This window comes from Rothia sp. P13129 (assembly GCF_048512865.1).
Classification (GTDB): domain Bacteria; phylum Actinomycetota; class Actinomycetes; order Actinomycetales; family Micrococcaceae; genus Rothia.
Genome location: NZ_JBLXYA010000002.1, coordinates 1 through 17197, shown reverse-complemented (window position 1 = coordinate 17197; position 17197 = coordinate 1). Strand labels below are relative to the sequence as shown.

Here is a 17197-nt window from a genome sequence, read left to right as displayed (position 1 = left end):
GTCTTAGCTCACATTGATACTGTGTTGCGTCAGTTCATGAGATACACCATACGCAACACAGCATCACACAATAGATACTATTTAGCGGCGAGAGCCTTTAGAAGACTGACGCTTCTTATCAAGTTGACGGCGTTCACGCACACGCATCGAAATTTCAAGAGGAGTACCCGTATATTCGAAGGTCTCACGCAAACGACGCATAATGAACCGACGATATCCAGGGTCCAAGAAACCAGTTGTGAAGAGAACAAACTTTGGAGGGCGAGAAGACACCTGTGTACCAAACAGGATACGAGGCTGCTTACCACCACGTAGCGGATGCGGATGAGCAGCAACAATCTCACCCAAGAAAGCGTTAAGACGACCTGTAGGAATACGAGAATCCCATGATTCAAGAGCTGTTTCCAAAGCAGGAACAAGTTTGTCCTTGTGCCATCCCGTACGTGCAGAAATATTGACGCGAGGAGCCCACGCAACATGGGCAAGGTCACGATCAATTTCACGTTCTAGCTGGTCTCGACGTTCTTCATTAAGAGCGTCCCACTTGTTAAAGGCCAGCACGAGAGCGCGCCCAGAATCAACAACTTGCTGAATAATACGAATGTCCTGTTCAGAGATAGTCTCAGAAACATCGAGTAGAACAACACACACTTCAGAACGTTCAATAGCAGTCTGCGTCCTCAAAGAAGCATAGAAGTCCGCTCCCTTTGCCATATGCACACGGCGACGGATACCTGCGGTATCAACAAAACGCCAAGGGCGGTCCCCTAGCTCCACAATCTCGTCTACAGGGTCACGCGTTGTGCCAGCAAGGTCGTTCACCACAGCTCGTTCTTCACCAGCAAGTTTGTTCAACAGCGATGATTTACCCACGTTGGGACGACCTACAAGAGCTACACGACGAGGACCACCTAACGCTTCTGGCTCAGCATACTGAGAATGTTCAGGCATCACTTCGTACAACGCATCGAGAAGGTCGGCAAGTCCACGACCGTGCAAACCAGACACCGGATAAGGCTGTCCCATACCCAAAGACCACAGGTTATGAATTTCTGCCTCTTGATGTTCAGCATCCACCTTGTTAGCAATCAGCAAAAGAGGCTTATCAATGCGACGTAGCATACGAACAATTGCTTCATCCGTTGCAGAAATACCAACCATTGCATCTACTACTAATAGCACGACGTCAGCATGAGCTACAGCAATTTCGGCTTGAGCAGCAACCTGTGCATCGATGCCTTTAGCATCAGCTTCCCATCCGCCGGTGTCAACAAGAGTGAAATCTTTTCCGTTCCACTCTGCTTTATAAGAGACACGGTCACGAGTTACACCCGGCTTGTCTTCTACAACAGCCTCACGGCGCCCCAAAATACGGTTAATAATAGTGGATTTACCGACGTTTGGACGGCCGACAATAGCAACAACGGGGTCAGCTTCTTCGGTCTCGTCCTCGTTAGTGTCGAAGCCCCATGCGCCAAGTAGCTGGCGGTCTTCATCTTCTAGAGCGTAGTCTTCAAGACCTGCACGTAACGCTTCAGCACGCTGTTCAGCGGTCTCGTCATCAATCTGCGCTAAACGTTCTGATACGTTGTCGTTACCGTCGCCTAGATATTTTTTCTCATATTCATCGCGCTCTGGCGTAGTATTCTCTACCATAGAAATTCTTTTCTCTTCGCTCTTATTCTATTTAGTTCAAGTCTAATGCACTATTGGATTGAATCTGCTCTTCGATGGCTTGACGCACAGCAAGAATCGTCTGTTCAAAATCTAGTTCAGACGAATCCACCAAAGCGACGCCTTCAGCAGCTTCCATAAAGTTATTAACTTGGGAATCTTTGGCGTCACGTTCAGCAACCTGTTTTTGTAGCTGCTGCTGGTTCTGTGTTCCTCCAAGCTGAATACCACGACGAGCCATTCGAACCTCTTCAGAAGCTGTCAGCAGTACACGCGCATGAGCATCCGGCGCTACAACAGTTGTAATATCTCGACCTTCAACGACGATACGCCGTCCGCAGTCTTCGATGATTTGACGCTGTTGGGCAACCAGTAAAGACCGCACTTCGGGGATGGAAGCAACAGCAGAAACAGACTCTGAAATGCGCGGGGAACGAATCTGCTCAGATACTTCTACACCGTCCACTTTCAAGAACTTCTCATCAACGGTGGTACTTTGTTCTAGCGGGAAACGCTGTGTTGCCTCAATAATTGCTGATGGACGGTTAAGATCTATATTTTCTTCTAAGCAATACCAAGTCAGGGCACGGTACATCGCTCCAGTGTCTAGGTACGCCAACTGGTAGTGCCGTGCAATCTGCTCAGAGACTGAGGATTTTCCAGAACCAGAAGGTCCATCAATCGCGATTACAAGTTCTTTCATCGTCTTGTCTTCCTTCATCTTTATCGAACGACTTTCCAGCCGGCGTTCGTCAAATCTTCAACTAGTTTTTCATGCTCATTAGGGTTGACCGAAAGCTCTACCATGCCAACCGGCTGCCCTGGAGAATGTTCAAGACGTAAGTCCTCAATGTTCACACCCAACTCACCAATTTCTTGTAAGAGTTGAGCGATAGTCCCAGGAGTGTCTTCAACCAATACTACAATCTGTGAGAACGCAGAAGGCGCACCCCCATGTTTTCCGGGGATACGTGCCACACCAGCATTACCATCACGAATCATCTGCGCGATACTCAAGCGAGCGCCCTGCACCTGAGGGTTTTCAAGACTACAAATGATTCGGTCTAGTTCTTGACGTATCTCGTGCAGTGTTTCACGGACAGGCTCAGCGTTAGCTGCCAGAATCTGCGTCCATAAGGTTGGTTCAGACCCTGCGATACGAACGGTGTCTCGTAAGCCTTGTCCTGCTAAAGATAGTGCGTGTAGGGGTGTTTCCTGTAGTCGGGAAGCAAGTAGAGAACTCATGACCTGCGGCACGTGTGAAATACGTGCCACAGCGCGGTCGTGTTCTTGAGCGTCCATGGTTGTCACGATGGAGCCAAGCTCTGCACCTAAGTAGTGAGCAATTCTGATAGATTCTTCGGAAGAATCTTGATGTGGGCAGATGACAAAGGGGCGTGAGGTAAAGAGTTCTGCACGTGCAGCAACAGGCCCTGAACGTTCTCGTCCTGCCATGGGGTGTGCGCCCACATAACGGTGTGCCTCTGTCGAAGAGGCAAGAACGGCTTGGGCAATAGGTGCTTTGACAGAGGCAAGGTCTATTACCGTTGCGTCAGGCCATTGTTGTAGTTGTTCGATGACGATGTGTGCTACGACATCGGGCGGAGCAGCGACCACCACAAGTTGTGGTGCTTCAGGTAGCAGTTGTGCAAGTTCTGAGCTCTCAAGTCCGCGTTCTTGAGCACGTTTGTGAACAGATATTCCTGCGCCGATGTCTTCAGCAATGGCTTCTACCGTAGGAGAGATGTCTACGAGGTAGACGTCTCTGCCTTGAGTACGAAGGCAGAGCCCTACGGAGGCCCCCAGCAGTCCGGTTCCGATAATAAGAACTGGCGGCTGTGGGTACGTCCCGGTATGAGGTGATATGCTCATCGTTTTTTCTCTTGTTTAGAGGCCTACGGAAGCGAGGAGCTGGCCAATTTCGACTTTGGAGAGGTTGCGGATCGTTCCTTGTTTTTGGGAGCCGATACGTACGGGGCCCATTTGTACACGAACGAGTTTCTCTACTGGGTATCCTGCGGCGTCGAATAGACGGCGTACGATACGGTTTTTACCGGAGTGGATTGTTACTTCAATGAGGACGTGTCCGGGGGTAGAGTCTACAAGTTTGAAGCTATCTACTCGTGAGACGCCGTCTTCAAGACGAATGCCCTTTTTCATGTGTGCGCCCACGCCAGGTTCTACAGGTCCATGAACTTGCACCAAATAGGTTTTAGGAATCTCATAGCTAGGATGTGTCAGACGGTTTGTTAGTTCACCGTCGTTGGTCAGCAGTAAGAGCCCTTCAGTTTCTACGTCAAGACGGCCAACATGGAATACGCGTTGGCTCATCGAGGAGCGTAGGAAGTCATTGATGCAGGGGCGACCGTCAGGGTCTTCCATGGTAGAAACAACACCGGCGGGTTTGTTTAATGCCATGTAGATTTTACGTTCGTCAGTTTGAATGGTAATTCCGTCAACGCGGATGCTAACTTCTTCAGGATTGACGCGCACGCCGAGTTCGGTCACGAGTTCGTCGTTGACGGTGACACGGCCTTCAGTAATCATTTGTTCGCAGACGCGACGGCTTGCAACGCCGGCTTGAGCCATCACTTTTTGTAGTCGTACGCCGTCTTGTTCGTAAAATTCGTAGTGGTCTACGGGTTCTGCACGGGGACGGCGGGGGCGGTGGGGTCCGGCGTAGTTGGAGTTATTACGTTGTGGTCTGTATTCTCCACGTTCTTGTGCGAACGGTTTTCCAGAACGGAAACGTTTTCCGCCGTTGCCTTTACCGCCTTTGGGGATTCCACCTTTGCGGTGGGTGGTTCCCCGATTATTTTTAGCGCCGGATCGGTTCTGTGAACGGCCGGATGGTTTCTGTGTACTCATGTGTTTTCTCCTGTTTGTGCTGTAGTAGCACGTAGTGTGTTGAGTTTTTCTGTTCGAGTTGAAGAGTCTTTATCCGTGTTGAGGTAGGAGTCTGTTCTGCTCGTTAAAAGTTTTTTGTTGCTATTTCTAGGTCGTCTTCATCGGGTAAGTATGGGGCGAGGGGTGGTAATTCGTCCAAAGAATCTAGTCCAAGTTTTTCAAGGAAAAGTTCTGTGGTGATGTATTGTTGCGCCCGTGTGTGAGGTTCTGGTGTTGTTTCGACGATAAGCTCTCGTTGGAGAAGGGTTCGCACTGCAGAATCAGCGTTAGCTCCTCGAACACTTGTAATGTACGCTCGTGTAACAGGCTGTTGATAGGCGATGACTGCAAGTGTTTCCATCACGGCTTTAGGCAATTTTGAGTTTGCTTTTGAGCCGATAAAACGCCCTACCCAAGGGCTAAAATCTGCGCGTGAGTAGATACGCCATCCTCCTGCTACACGTCGGAGTTCTAGCCCGCGAGGTTCGTGTACGATATCTTGTTCAACATAACCATTATATTCTCGATATAGCTGGTCTAAAGCGTTATCTATAGCGTCTTCCGGTAAGAGTAAAGCTTCTGATAGTTCTCGAGTTCGTACCGGTTTTTGTGCGATGAGGAGGATAGCTTCGATGGCAGCTTTAGCGCCTCCCGGTTGAAGTTCAACGCGTGGGATGTCCTCATCGTTGAGAATAACAACAGGTTTCTGTTGGGTTTTTTGTGTTGCGTATTCTTCAGCTTTTTCAGGTTCTTCCCACGGGTTTTCAGGAGCTTCAACGCTCTTTTGAGTATCTGAAAAGTTGTATTGTTCTTCTTCATGGTCTTGGTCGTCTTCGGGGTTCCATGCACCAGAATTGAGAAGTTCAAGGTCGGAGGCAGTGTAATCGTATTCTTCTGGGTATTCAGACATTTTCATTGCTCCTGCGCTATGGGTGTGCACGTTGTTTTTTCGCGGGTGTATTGCGCTGTTACACGAATCGTTCCTAGAGGTTTTTCTTGGTGTAGAGCAATGGCTCCTTGCTGGTATAGCCCAAGAAGAGCCAGAAAACGAACGATAGCTATCTCATAGACATTGGTACCTTGTAAAAGTTCGAGGAAAGATATTTCTTCGCCGTCTTGTAGGCGTTCTTTAATATGTTCTTCTTCTGCGGCAATGGTCGTGAGAGGTTCTTGTAAATGTTCGGTGTTGACGGTTGGTTCTGGTGTATGAACTGTTTCTAACTCTTTGAGCTTTAATGCTCGAGCAGCAATGCGCGCAAATTCTTCGATGCCAGTGTTAAAAACAAGTTCGGGGAGAACCTTTACAAGATGAGGTTCGAGGGCGACTTCTCGAGCAAAGCGGTGTGATTCTTGCTCGTATCTGGTGTTCAAGTATTCTGAGACTTCTCGATAGGCACGGTATTGCAAGAGTCGTGCGAAGAGTAAGTCTCGAGCTTCTAATAAGGCTGCATCATAGTTATTTTCAGCGGTGGTATCGCGTGGTAATAGTCGGGAAGCTTTGAGCTCTAGAAGTGTTGCTGCAGTAACCAAAAAATCGCTGGCGGTATCTAACGCCTGAGGATGGTGTTGCTGATAAAGAGCCGAAATATACTCCATAAATTCATCGGTCACTTCAGATAAAGCAATATCTGTGATGTCGAGTTTACGGCGAGTAATCAGGGAGAGTAAAAGGTCAAACGGCCCTTCAAAGTTCTCAAGAGTAAGGTTGAAGGGTGTTGGTGTTCTCTCGTCTGAGGTAGTGGATGTCGGTGCCATCACGGCAGCGACCGGCTCTGTCGTCATAGATGTAGCAGGTCCTTCTTAAAAAGATATAGGTTGATGTCCTTACCACGATTCTGCCGTAGAACAGAAGAAAAGTGCAAGGGTATGAGCGGGTAGCTTTGCCCACGTTTAGGCGGCACCACCACGGCTGATCAGTTCACGTGCTAATTGGCGGTAGGCTTCTGCCCCCGGATGGGTCGCAGCATACGACAAAATAGGTTCTGCAGAAACGCTTGCATCAGGGAATTTAACGGTTCGTTTAATGACGGTATCGAAAACTTTGTCTCCAAAGGCGTCAATAATACGAGCGAGCACTTCTTTAGAATGCAAGGTACGCGAATCAAACATAGTTGCGAGAACACCGTCAATTTGAAGTTTAGGATTGAGGCGCTCTTGCACTTTCTCGATAGAATCCACCAATAAGGCGACCGCGCGCAGGGCGAAGAACTCACAAATAAGAGGAATGATGACGCCGTCACTAGCTGTAAGCGCATTGACAGTTAAAAGACCAAGAGAAGGCTGACAATCAATCAGAATAACATCGTATTTATGAGCCACTTTGCGTAGAGCACTAGCTAAGACTTGTTCACGAGCGACTTCGTTCACGAGCTGAACTTCAGCCGCAGAAAGGTCAATATTTGCAGGGAGTAAGTCAATATTTTCGACGTTGGTGCTTTGAATAACCTCGCGAATATCAACGTTACGGTCCATCATGACGTTATATACCGTTAGGTCTAGCTCGTGTGGGTTAGCACCAAAACCGGCTGATAGTGCGCCTTGTGGGTCAAAATCAACGAGTAGGACGCGTCGCCCGCATTCGGCAAGAGCCGCGCCAAGGTTAATAGTTGAGGTGGTTTTACCAACCCCACCTTTTTGGTTCACCATAGAAATAATACGAGCTGGGCCGTGGGTTTGCAGTGGCGCAGGATCAGGGTATGTCCGCAAAGGACGACCTGTTGGACCAGTCTGTGAATGATCATCAAAAGATTTATTCATGTGCATTACCTTTATGAAACCGAAAATTGTTCTCTCTCTAGAGTACAGCCTAGAGTCAAATTATCTCTGGTTAAAGAGCTCGTGGATGAGTTGCAGCGAAGACTTCGCGTAACGTTTCTGCCGTAACTTTAGTGTAAATCTGGGTTGTTGTCAGTGAAGCATGACCTAAAAGTTCTTGAACAACACGGATATCTGCTCCACCTTCTAACAGATGCGTAGCATAAGAATGTCTGAGTGTGTGCGGAGAAATATCTGAGACGATACCCGAGCGTTCTGCAGCGCTCTTAATCATGAGCCATGCTCCTTGACGCCCTAAACGTCCACCGCGAGCGTTCAAAAATAGTGCGGGGGTTCCTTTGCCCTGCTGAGCAAGTATGGGGCGAGCGCGCACCAAATATTCTTCTATGGCTTGTACGGCATACGAACCAACAGGAACGATTCTTTCTTTCGATCCTTTGCCCCATAGCCTTACCATGCCAGTACGCTGTTTCTGTTCAGAAGTATCTACAGTGGGCTCTTGCAGAGAAATATCGTCGAGGTCAAGGGCAAGGACCTCCGAGATACGTGCCCCTGTGGAATATAGAAACTCTAAGACGGCGCGGTCACGAAGACCTGTGGTGGACTGTTTATCGGGGCTTTCTAGAAGAGCTTTAACTTCTTCATAAGAAATACCTTTAGGTAGTCTTGACGCGATTTTAGGTGGTTGAATATGAGATGCGGGGTCGTCTTTTGTGGTGTTTTCTTTAAACCAAAAACGGTGTAGTCCTCTCACCGCAACAACAGCTCTTGCTACGCTACGTACGCTGAGCGGTTTCTGTTCTGGAGAGTCTCTGGTTGCAAGCTCGGTGACAAAATCACGGATGTGTTTTGAGGTGATGGCGTGAGGAGAAATGATTGCGTTCTGCGTCAAAAATGTTTCGTATCGTTGTAGATCACGCCGATAGGACTCCACCGTATTTTTACTCAGGGATCGTTCGATAGTGAGAAATTGCAGATATTGTTCTATGCCACGATGTACAGCTGTTGGTGTTGAAGGTGTTGTCATAGAAATATAATCTTATGATTTTTCTGCTGGGCTGATAGGCCCGATGTAATCTTTTGTTCTGTACCGAGGATGCGCTTCAAATGGTGCGTGAGCAGAATAAAGATGAGCAAAATTCTGTTGATGGGCTACATAGGTAGCAAGAATCGCGTTGGTCGCACTAGGATTGTGTATTCTGCCGGAGAGGACGGCCGTAACCGCGTCATCAAGGTTGACCCAACGCATCACAATCTCAGATTCTTCATCTTCTCGAATATGCTGGTGTTCTTGATCAATAGGGGTAATATCTCGTGCTAAGAATACTCGGCAGGTTTCGGTACTTCCTCCTGGAGAATTATAGAACTCCATTAACGTATCCCATTGTTTGGCTCTCAGAAAAGCTTCTTCAGCGAGTTCTCGTTGTGCCGCTTCGAGAGGAGTTTCTCCTGCCACATCTAATAGTCCAGCAGGTATTTCCCAAAGGTTCGCACGCACGGGGTGACGGTATTGACGAATCAGAAGAATTTGCTGTTCTTCATTCAATACTGCAATCGCAACAGCACCTGGGTGGTCTAAGAAGTCCCGTTCAAAGGGTTTTGATTCTTCGGTGAGAGAGACGCTTTCTCTCACAACATCCCAGATACGACCACCGCAGAGGAGTTCTCGCCGGTGCAGGGGGCGTGGATCGATATCATCGGTCAGCTCTTCTGACGAGAGATGCATGATGGAACCTTCCTGATATTGTCTCAAACATATATCAGTCTACAACCGAGGTATACGGTACAACTATCGATAATAGACAAGATACAGAAAGTCGGGTGCCAGAGTGTTTTTCTCCAGTACCCGACTTTCTTACCTCAGGTTTTTTATTACCCCGTTATTTTGCACGTTGTGCAAGCGCTGCCCTAATTAGACCAACAAACAATGGGTGTGGTCGTGTTGGGCGAGAACGGTATTCGGGGTGTGCCTGCGTTGCGACGTAATAAGGATGTACATCTTCAGGGAGTTCAACGTATTCTACGAGATTTCCGTCAGGAGATACACCACTGATAACAAGTCCAGCCTTTTCTAGCTGTTCACGATATTCGTTGTTAACTTCGTAACGGTGGCGGTGACGTTCTGAAACTTCAGTAGCACCGTAGGTCTTCGCTACGACAGAATCAGCGTTTAAAGTTGCGGGGTAAAGGCCAAGGCGCATCGTTCCGCCAAGGTCTCCGGCGCCCTCAACAAATTGTTGTTGTTCTTTGATAGTGGCGATGAGCGGTGATGGTGTTTCAGGATCAAATTCTGTTGATGATGCATCACGAATTTCTAGCACATTGCGCGCGTATTCAATCACCATTGACTGTAGACCTAGGCAAATGCCTAATGTTGGAATGTGATGTTCACGCGCATATTTGAGTGCCCCAATTTTACCGTCAAGACCACGAATACCAAAACCACCAGGAACGAGGACTGCGTCCATCTCACGTAGTTGGTGTGCAGCATCTTCGTCAGTGGCGCAGAGGTCAGCCGCTACCCATTTGACGTTCACTTTAGCGTTGTTTGCAAAGCCTCCAGCACGTAAGGCCTCAGAGACAGAAAGATACGCGTCAGGTAGGTCAATATATTTTCCGACGAGGGCAACATTAACCTCAGATTGCGGCTGGTGTACAGCGGTGAGAACTTTGTTCCATTCGGCAAAGTCAGCCTCTTGATAGTCAAGACCAAGATAATCAAGGATATAGGTGTCTAGCCCTTGGCTGTGAAGAGTTTTAGGGATGTCATAGATGCTAGGCGCATCAGCGCAAGAGATAACTGCTTCAGGGTCAACATCGCAAGCGTTCCCAATTTTCTTCTTATGAGATTCTGGAACTTCTCGTTCGCATCGAAGGACGAGCCCATCAGGAATAATACCCAAACCACGAAGCGCAGCAACTGAATGCTGAGTAGGTTTAGTTTTGAGCTCTCCGGAAGGCCCAATAAAAGGCACTAAGGACACGTGTAGGAAGAAGACATTATTTCGTCCGACGTCTCGGCGAACTTGTCGGGCAGCTTCAAGGAACGGCTGAGATTCAATATCACCAACAGTTCCACCAATTTCAGTAATGATAATATCGGGTGCATCTTCGCGTGTTGCAGGTACTCTCATACGACGTTTAATTTCATCAGTGATATGAGGAATAACCTGAACGGTATCGCCAAGGTATTCACCGCGACGCTCTTTAGCGATAACAGTAGAATAGACTTGTCCGGTTGTTACGTTGGAAGACTGGTCGAGATTTTCGTCAAGGAAACGTTCGTAGTGACCGATGTCAAGGTCTGTTTCTGCCCCATCATCTGTTACAAAAACTTCTCCATGTTGGAAGGGGTTCATCGTACCGGGGTCTACGTTGAGGTAGGGGTCAAACTTTTGCATCGTCACGGATAGACCACGAGAGCGTAGTAGACGCCCTAGAGAAGATGCTGAAAGTCCTTTACCGAGGGATGAAGCTACACCACCAGTCACAAAAATCTGATGTGTTACTTTGCCGTTATCTGAAGTCTTTTTTTCATTCGCCACGGAATTCCACCTTATCATTGATATTCTTCTGAGCCAACACCACTCACCTATTGCACGTGAGCAGGTCGTGAGATGTTCTTCCCATTTTTCAGCAGTTCTCTTGCATGTTCTTGAGCAGAGAGAGATTCGTCATGTCCGGCTAGCATACGAGCTAACTCTACGACACGTTCTTGTTCATCAAGCACTTTAACCTTCGATAGCGAAGCATCATCATTCTTCATCACAAGAATATGTTGATCAGCAAAAGCCGCAACTTGAGGCAAATGTGTGACCACCAGAACCTGAACATGTTGAGCGAGCATCGCTAGTCTCCGACCAATCTCAACAGCAGCTTTACCGCCTACCCCAGAGTCTACCTCGTCAAAAATAAAAGTAGGGACGGGGTCAACTTCTGCCAAAACAACTTCAAGCGCTAACATCACACGAGAAAGCTCACCACCAGAAGCACCTTTTCCTAAGGGACGAGCCGTAGCCTTCTCATGCGGTTTAAGTAAAAACTCAATAGTGTCTTTGCCAGAAGGCGTGAACTTTGCGCTCTCTTGAACGTCAACAACAAGTTCGGCATGAGGCATAGCTAAAGCGCTCAATTCCTCAGACACAGCATGAGCAAGTTTCTTCGCTGTACGCTGCCTGATCTGCAACATCTGTTCAGCTTGCCGTTGAAGACGTTCTCGAAGGTCTTGCAGTTCGTCTTCAAGCTCTTCAATGCGGTGTGGATCATCGTTCAACGTCAAAAGACGTTCTTGAGATTCTTCTGCCCATTGAAGCACTTCAGCAATATCTGAACCATATTTGCGAGTAAGAGTCTTCAGCTGAGCTAAGCGCTCTTGAACTTGTGCTAAACGCTGGGGGCCTTCACTATCTAAATTCGAGGTATAGGACGATAGCTCTTCAGCAATATCCGTAATCTGTATCAGCGCGTCATTGAGTCGTTGCACTAGCGCCGCCAGTTGCTCGTCTGAAGAAGATTCCACCTCTAAAGCAGAACGAGCTGTATCTAATAAGGCAAGGACGTTAGCGCTCTCAGCTTCGAGGTATTCTGCTCCTGTTAAAGCTGCTAAAGCTGTCTGCGCGGCAGAACGTAAAGACTCAATATTTGTTAGTCTTAAACTTTCTTGAGCTAATTTTTCATCTTCACCAAGAAGAGGTTCTATTGCGTTAATTTCGTTTAAAGCGCTTTCTAATGTTTGCGCTTCAAGAGCTCTCTCACGAGTATTCTCGCGCACTTGACGTAGCTCCGTTGCAATATGGCGATAACGCTCATAATGCTGCTGATAATCGCGTTGTATATTGGACAGCTCATCACCAGCATAAGAGTCAAGGGCTCGTCGTTGCTCTGCAGAAGATTTCAAACGAATCTGGTCCGATTGTCCGTGCACCGCCACAAGGGTTTGACCAATTTCCGCTAATTTTCCGATAGGTGCAGAACAACCGCCAACATGAGCACGTGAACGTCCTTGAGCAGAGACAGTACGAGCCAATAACAATTCGCACTGGTTTTGATCAATATGGTCGAAACTACCTCCAGCGTCTTCTGCTAGAGCAAGAGCTTTATGGTTTTTAGGCAAACGCATCACGGCTTCAGCTAAAGCGTTCTTCGCACCGCTTCGTACCGTTCCAGCGTCACTACGTGCACCAAGTAACATGCCGAGGGCAGTAACAACCATTGTTTTACCGGCTCCAGTTTCGCCAGTCAACACAGAAAACCCCGGTTCTAGCGGCAGGCGAGCATCAGTAATAACACCCACGTCACGCAGATGAATCTCTTCAATCATAAAATAGTGTCTCTCTTATTCTTGGGATGCTTTTTCATCATGGATTGCGTTATAGGGTCCACGCCAACCGCGAATAGGAAGTTCAAATTTTGCGACAAGACGTTCGGAGAATGGTGCTGTATGTATTCGTGCTAGACGAACGTACTTATCTGATCGTGATACTTCGACTCGTGCACCAGCGGGTAAGTCAATAGTTCGGCGTCCATCACACCACAATACGCCGGTCACCCCATTATGAGGTAACAGTTCAACGGCAAGCAAAGAAGTCGGCGCGGTCACGAGAGGACGGGAGAAAAGAGCATGTGCAGATAACGGTACGATAAGCATTGCTTCCACTTCTGGCCATACGATAGGTCCGCCACCAGAGAAAGCATAAGCTGTTGAGCCGGTTGGTGTTGCCATAACAACCCCGTCACACCCAAAGGTGCTCAACGGACGTTTGTCGACTTCGATAACTACCTCAATCATTTTTGCGCGGTTACTTTTTTCAACACTTGCTTCGTTCAGAGCCCATGTTTCGACTAATTTTTGATGCCCGTGCCATGCTTTTACCTCAATAGCCATGCGTTCTTCGACGGTGTAGTTATTTTCAACGATGCATTGCACGGTCTCTTGAAGATCAGATTCTTCAGATTCGGCTAGAAAGCCAACGTGCCCGAGGTTAACACCAACGAGGGGAATATCTGTATGACGTACTTTTTCTGCTGCACGCAGAATAGAGCCGTCGCCACCAAGGACAATCCCTAGTTCAACGTCAACGAGTGCTACTGCTTCACGAGCAACCGCGACGGGTACGGGGTCTTGCCACCCCTCAACGAGACATTCGAGGTCGCTACGTTCAAGGACGGGAATTAGCCCCGATTCGTGTAGCTGAGTGCATACGGTACGTGCCGCCCGTCGGGCTTCTTCACGTCCGGTATGTGCAAAGACGAGAATTTTTCGAGAAAAAGAGTTCTTTTGTGTTGAGGTGCTCACCTTATAAATCTTATGGCACTTTTGCGTTGAGGTTGAGCTAGCCTGCACTATTTAGTACACCAAAGGAAAAATTCTTGATTTCCGTCTTGTCCCGGTAATGGACTTTTTTCAAGACCGGCAATGTTAAGTCCGCAGCTTTTAGCGCTCAAAGAGACTTTTTCGATAGCTTCTTGGTGTGCTGTTGGATCGCTGACGACTCCCCCACGCCCAATTTTATGTTGGCCCACTTCAAATTGGGGTTTAATCATCAGCAGGAGGTCTCCACCCATTTTAGTTGCTTGGGCTAATGCGTCCATGACCAGGGTTAAAGAGATAAAAGAGAGGTCAGAAACAGTAAGATCTACTGCTCCTCCGATATCTTTTAAACGTAAATATCTAACGTTCATCCCCTCATAGACACTAACGCGTGGGTCTTCTCGTAGTTCAGGAACGAGCTGGTCATGTCCTACGTCAACTGCGGCAACGTGCGCTGCACCTTGTTGGAGTAAGACATCTGTAAATCCTCCGGTAGAGGCCCCAGCATCAAGACAGTATTTGCCAGTGACTCTAACGTCAGAGAAGATTTTTAATGCGCCCATCAGTTTATGTCCTGCTCGGGACACATATTGGGTATGCTCACTATCGTGCACCGTAAGAGTGTCCTGAAGTAGCACGTCGTAGGAACTTTTTGTGACGATGACGCCGTTGACCGACACGAAACTATCGTGAATGAGTTTCTGAGCGAGAGTCCGTGATCGAGCTAAGTTACGGTTCACGAGTTCTTTATCGAGTCTCACTCTAAAGAGTCACCCTTTTGAAGATAGTCCTCTAACCCGTTGATCAGGGACCAAAGTTCTTGAGTTTTTTGGTCCATGGTATCTAGAGTCTCGGCCTGTTCTAGCTGATAGATAAAATGTTCTACGTAGGAAGAATCTAATCTTTCAGCTTCTTCCTCTGAGGAAAGTTTGTCGCGTGCATTATCGTTTGTCACGAATAATTTCTTCCGGTTGGCAGCTTTCTTTTTGTTGTGGATGCGCTGCCCACCATGCAGCACAAGCTACTCGCCATGCGTTAAGTTCTTCTCCACGACCGGTCACGGTGAGGGTCTTACCCTCGGTTACGGCAGAGTATCCTGCACCGTCAGCCCTGTAGAGGCCCTCGGTAACGTTAATATTTATTGTTGGATATTCTGTGAAGAAGTCGTTTAATGTGGCCAGAATATAGTCTGGACGGTCTTGAACTGGCGCCTGCAGAATACTTTGATAGCTTTCTACGCCGGTCAGAACGCAAGCAGTTGCCATACCGGCTTTATTTCCACCGCGAATATCGGTGTCAAGACGGTCTCCTACAACAACTGGTGCGCTACTCTTGAGTTTTTGAGCTCCAGTTCTGAAGATTGCGGCTTCTGGTTTCCCTGCAATATATGGTGTTCTACCCGTTGCTTTAGCAACGGCATAGACTAGTGTGCCGTTGCCGGGGGCCATTCCACGGGCTTGTGGAATAGTCCAGTCAGTGTTGGTTGCAATCCACAGAATTTCTGGGTCCGCTAGGGTAAAGGATGCTTCGGCTAAGTTTTCCCATACCATTTTTGGGTTAAAACCTTGAACAACAGCTTGAGGATTTTCTGTCTGGTGGTAAACCGCTTTAAAACCTGCTGCTTCAACACAGTCTGCAAGATCTTGAGTTCCTGTAATCAGAACTTTTGCCCCTGTTTTAAGGTGTTCTCGTAAGAGTTCTGCTGCAGCTTGTGCAGAGCTAACAATACGTTCTGCTGAGGTGTCTACCCCTAGAGAACGTAAGTGTTCTGCAATGGTTTCGACGCTTCGTGAAGCATTATTTGTCACAAATGCGACAGGTACACCTTCGTATTCTGCACGGTTAAGCGCTTGAGGTGCGCCGTCAATTGCATGCAGGCCAGCGTAGACGACGCCGTCAAGGTCGCTCAGAATAGCATCATGTTTTTTGATTAACATACTATGCTTCTTTGGATGTTTTATCGGTAGTTTTCTCGTCGGCTACAGAAGATTCTTCTTCAGCCGGTGATTCTTCAGTAGATGCTGAGTCAGTCTCTTCTATAGTGTCTTCTTCAGTAGGTGCTTGTGATGTCGAGTTTTCAGCTTGAGACTCTAATTCACTAATATCTACTGAAGGTTCTTCTGGTTCAAGGAGTTCTTCTTCAGCGAAAATATCAAAAATTTCAGGCTCTACGAAGTTTCCTTGGCCTAAAGCTGCTTCGGTCATGAAAGCAAGACGGTTCCAACGTGCTGCTTCTTTACCGCGTCCAGCTTCTTCGAGAAGATTCGCGTATGCGGAGAAGAGACGTGGACTGTATTCGAATCCACGTTTGCTGTTCAGCTCGGGGATTTCTAGTGCTTTCATTGCATCTTGCAAGTTGCCTTGATCATGATGAATACCTGAAAGTACAAGAGCGATTTCGACGCGAGTTGCAGGTTGTAAGTCTTGGTCGAAGCGGAATTGTTCTGCCATTTCTAGGGCTTTATCGATACGTCCTAGAGCTCGTTCGCTGTCGATTAGTAACGCTAAATGTTGGTTGGAACCGCTGATACGACGGTGTGTGCGAAGTTCACGAAGGCATAAGTCATAGTTTTCAGCAACATATGCGGCGACTCCTGCTGCTTCACGCACTGTTCCAATACGTCCTGCACGGCGAGTAGCGGCAACGGCGTGTTCTAACGCGAATTGTGGATCAAGTTCGAGGTATCGTCCTGCCATAACAAGATGTTTTGCCACAACTTCGGCGTTATCTTTTTCGAGAGCTCGTAGCTCACGAAGGATGTATCCTTCAAGTTCACGACCGGTCACATCAGTGTCTAGCTCTGGAGCTTGTGGGCGTGCCGGACGGTAGCCTTCTTTACGGGCAAAACGCTCTTCACGCTGTTCTACTCCTCCACGGCGATGTCCACCTTGAGGTTTATTTTCGTTGTTATAGCGTCGTCCGCCTTTGTTACGGTCTTGGTAGGAACGTTCAGAGCGGTTATTATCGCGGGAAGGGCGACGGGCTGAAGAAGAACGTTCTGTATCTTTTGAGTAGCGTTTTTCTCCGTCACGACCACGGTCATTAAACTTTTTGTGGTTGCCAAAGCTCTTTGTGTATTCTCCACGAGAAGCAGAACGCTGACGGTCAGGTCGTTGAGCTTTTCCTCCTTGATCTTTTCGATCGTTGTTCTGGCGCGCGTCACGGCGGGAGTAGTCAGACAAATTATGCTCCTCTATTATTGTGAAGATGATTCACGTTATGGCGTTGAATATATAGTTTATCGAGGTATTTCAGGATGAGCTATCGACACATCAAAAGTGTTGATGCGTTTTCTCTTACACGTTACTCAATATAGGTAACAAAAAAGGAGGATTTCTACCAGTTTTACCTGGAAGAAATCCCCCTTCAAATAATAATGCGGCAACAACCTACTCTCCCACACCGTCCCCAGTGCAGTACCATCGGCTCGGTAGGTCTTAGCTTCCGGGTTCGGGATGGAACCGGGCGTTTCCCCTACGATATAATCACCGCAAATCTATTTAATAATCAATACCTGCAAAAGTTTTATAACTCTTGTGGTTTGTTATTAG

General features: G+C 47.8%; 16 protein-coding genes and 1 rRNA gene. All 17 read right to left on the bottom strand.

Annotation, left to right across the window (positions count from 1 at the left end; all coding sequences use genetic code 11):
- Positions 1-81: 81 nt before the first annotated feature.
- The gene (gene der / locus ACN081_RS02085; RefSeq protein WP_419106796.1) at positions 82-1656 is read right to left on the bottom strand and encodes a ribosome biogenesis GTPase Der; all 1575 of its coding nucleotides are present in this window, start codon (positions 1654-1656) and stop codon (positions 82-84) included.
- A 31-nt stretch (positions 1657-1687) separates the two neighbouring features.
- Positions 1688-2377 carry a (d)CMP kinase gene (gene cmk / locus ACN081_RS02080; protein WP_419106795.1) on the bottom strand — a complete coding sequence of 230 codons (690 nt, stop codon included), beginning with the start codon at positions 2375-2377 and terminating at the stop codon, positions 1688-1690.
- 20 nt (positions 2378-2397) lie between these two features.
- Positions 2398-3546, bottom strand: a complete 1149-nt coding sequence (locus ACN081_RS02075; protein WP_419106794.1) for a prephenate dehydrogenase — start codon at positions 3544-3546, stop codon at positions 2398-2400.
- 15 nt (positions 3547-3561) lie between these two features.
- Positions 3562-4542, bottom strand: a complete 981-nt coding sequence (locus ACN081_RS02070) for a pseudouridine synthase (protein ID WP_419106793.1) — start codon at positions 4540-4542, stop codon at positions 3562-3564.
- A gap of 103 nt (positions 4543-4645) precedes the next feature.
- Positions 4646-5470, bottom strand: coding sequence for an SMC-Scp complex subunit ScpB (gene scpB, locus ACN081_RS02065; protein ID WP_419106792.1), 825 nt, complete (start codon positions 5468-5470; stop codon positions 4646-4648).
- A gap of 2 nt (positions 5471-5472) precedes the next feature.
- Positions 5473-6342 carry a segregation and condensation protein A gene (locus tag ACN081_RS02060; RefSeq protein ID WP_419106791.1) on the bottom strand — a complete coding sequence of 290 codons (870 nt, stop codon included), beginning with the start codon at positions 6340-6342 and terminating at the stop codon, positions 5473-5475.
- A gap of 108 nt (positions 6343-6450) precedes the next feature.
- A complete protein-coding gene (locus ACN081_RS02055; protein WP_419106790.1) occupies positions 6451-7317 on the bottom strand; it encodes a ParA family protein in 867 nt (288 codons plus the stop codon).
- 70 nt (positions 7318-7387) lie between these two features.
- Positions 7388-8362 (bottom strand): site-specific tyrosine recombinase XerD, encoded by a 975-nt coding sequence (xerD, locus tag ACN081_RS02050; RefSeq protein WP_419106789.1) that lies wholly within the window; start codon positions 8360-8362, stop codon positions 7388-7390.
- A gap of 12 nt (positions 8363-8374) precedes the next feature.
- Complete coding sequence (locus ACN081_RS02045; RefSeq protein WP_419106788.1) at positions 8375-9061, bottom strand: NUDIX domain-containing protein; 687 nt, start codon at positions 9059-9061, stop codon at positions 8375-8377.
- 154 nt (positions 9062-9215) lie between these two features.
- A complete protein-coding gene (locus tag ACN081_RS02040) occupies positions 9216-10898 on the bottom strand; it encodes a CTP synthase (RefSeq protein ID WP_419102968.1) in 1683 nt (560 codons plus the stop codon).
- A gap of 29 nt (positions 10899-10927) precedes the next feature.
- Positions 10928-12655: a DNA repair protein RecN gene (recN, locus tag ACN081_RS02035; RefSeq protein ID WP_419106787.1), complete on the bottom strand. Its 1728-nt coding sequence runs from the start codon at positions 12653-12655 to the stop codon at positions 10928-10930.
- A gap of 15 nt (positions 12656-12670) precedes the next feature.
- Positions 12671-13630, bottom strand: coding sequence for an NAD kinase (locus ACN081_RS02030; protein ID WP_419102966.1), 960 nt, complete (start codon positions 13628-13630; stop codon positions 12671-12673).
- A gap of 47 nt (positions 13631-13677) precedes the next feature.
- Positions 13678-14406, bottom strand: coding sequence for a TlyA family RNA methyltransferase (locus ACN081_RS02025; RefSeq protein WP_419106786.1), 729 nt, complete (start codon positions 14404-14406; stop codon positions 13678-13680).
- Positions 14403-14600 carry a hypothetical protein gene (locus tag ACN081_RS02020; RefSeq protein WP_419106785.1) on the bottom strand — a complete coding sequence of 66 codons (198 nt, stop codon included), beginning with the start codon at positions 14598-14600 and terminating at the stop codon, positions 14403-14405. Before ACN081_RS02020 ends, ACN081_RS02025 begins: the two co-directional genes overlap by 4 nt.
- The gene (locus ACN081_RS02015) at positions 14587-15582 is read right to left on the bottom strand and encodes an HAD-IIA family hydrolase (protein ID WP_419106784.1); all 996 of its coding nucleotides are present in this window, start codon (positions 15580-15582) and stop codon (positions 14587-14589) included. Before ACN081_RS02015 ends, ACN081_RS02020 begins: the two co-directional genes overlap by 14 nt.
- 1 nt (position 15583) lies before the next feature.
- On the bottom strand, positions 15584-16828 hold the full coding sequence (locus ACN081_RS02010) for a hypothetical protein (protein ID WP_419106783.1): 1245 nt from the start codon (positions 16826-16828) through the stop codon (positions 15584-15586).
- 194 nt (positions 16829-17022) lie between these two features.
- Positions 17023-17139, bottom strand: a 5S ribosomal RNA gene (gene rrf / locus ACN081_RS02005).
- Positions 17140-17197 lie beyond the last annotated feature (58 nt).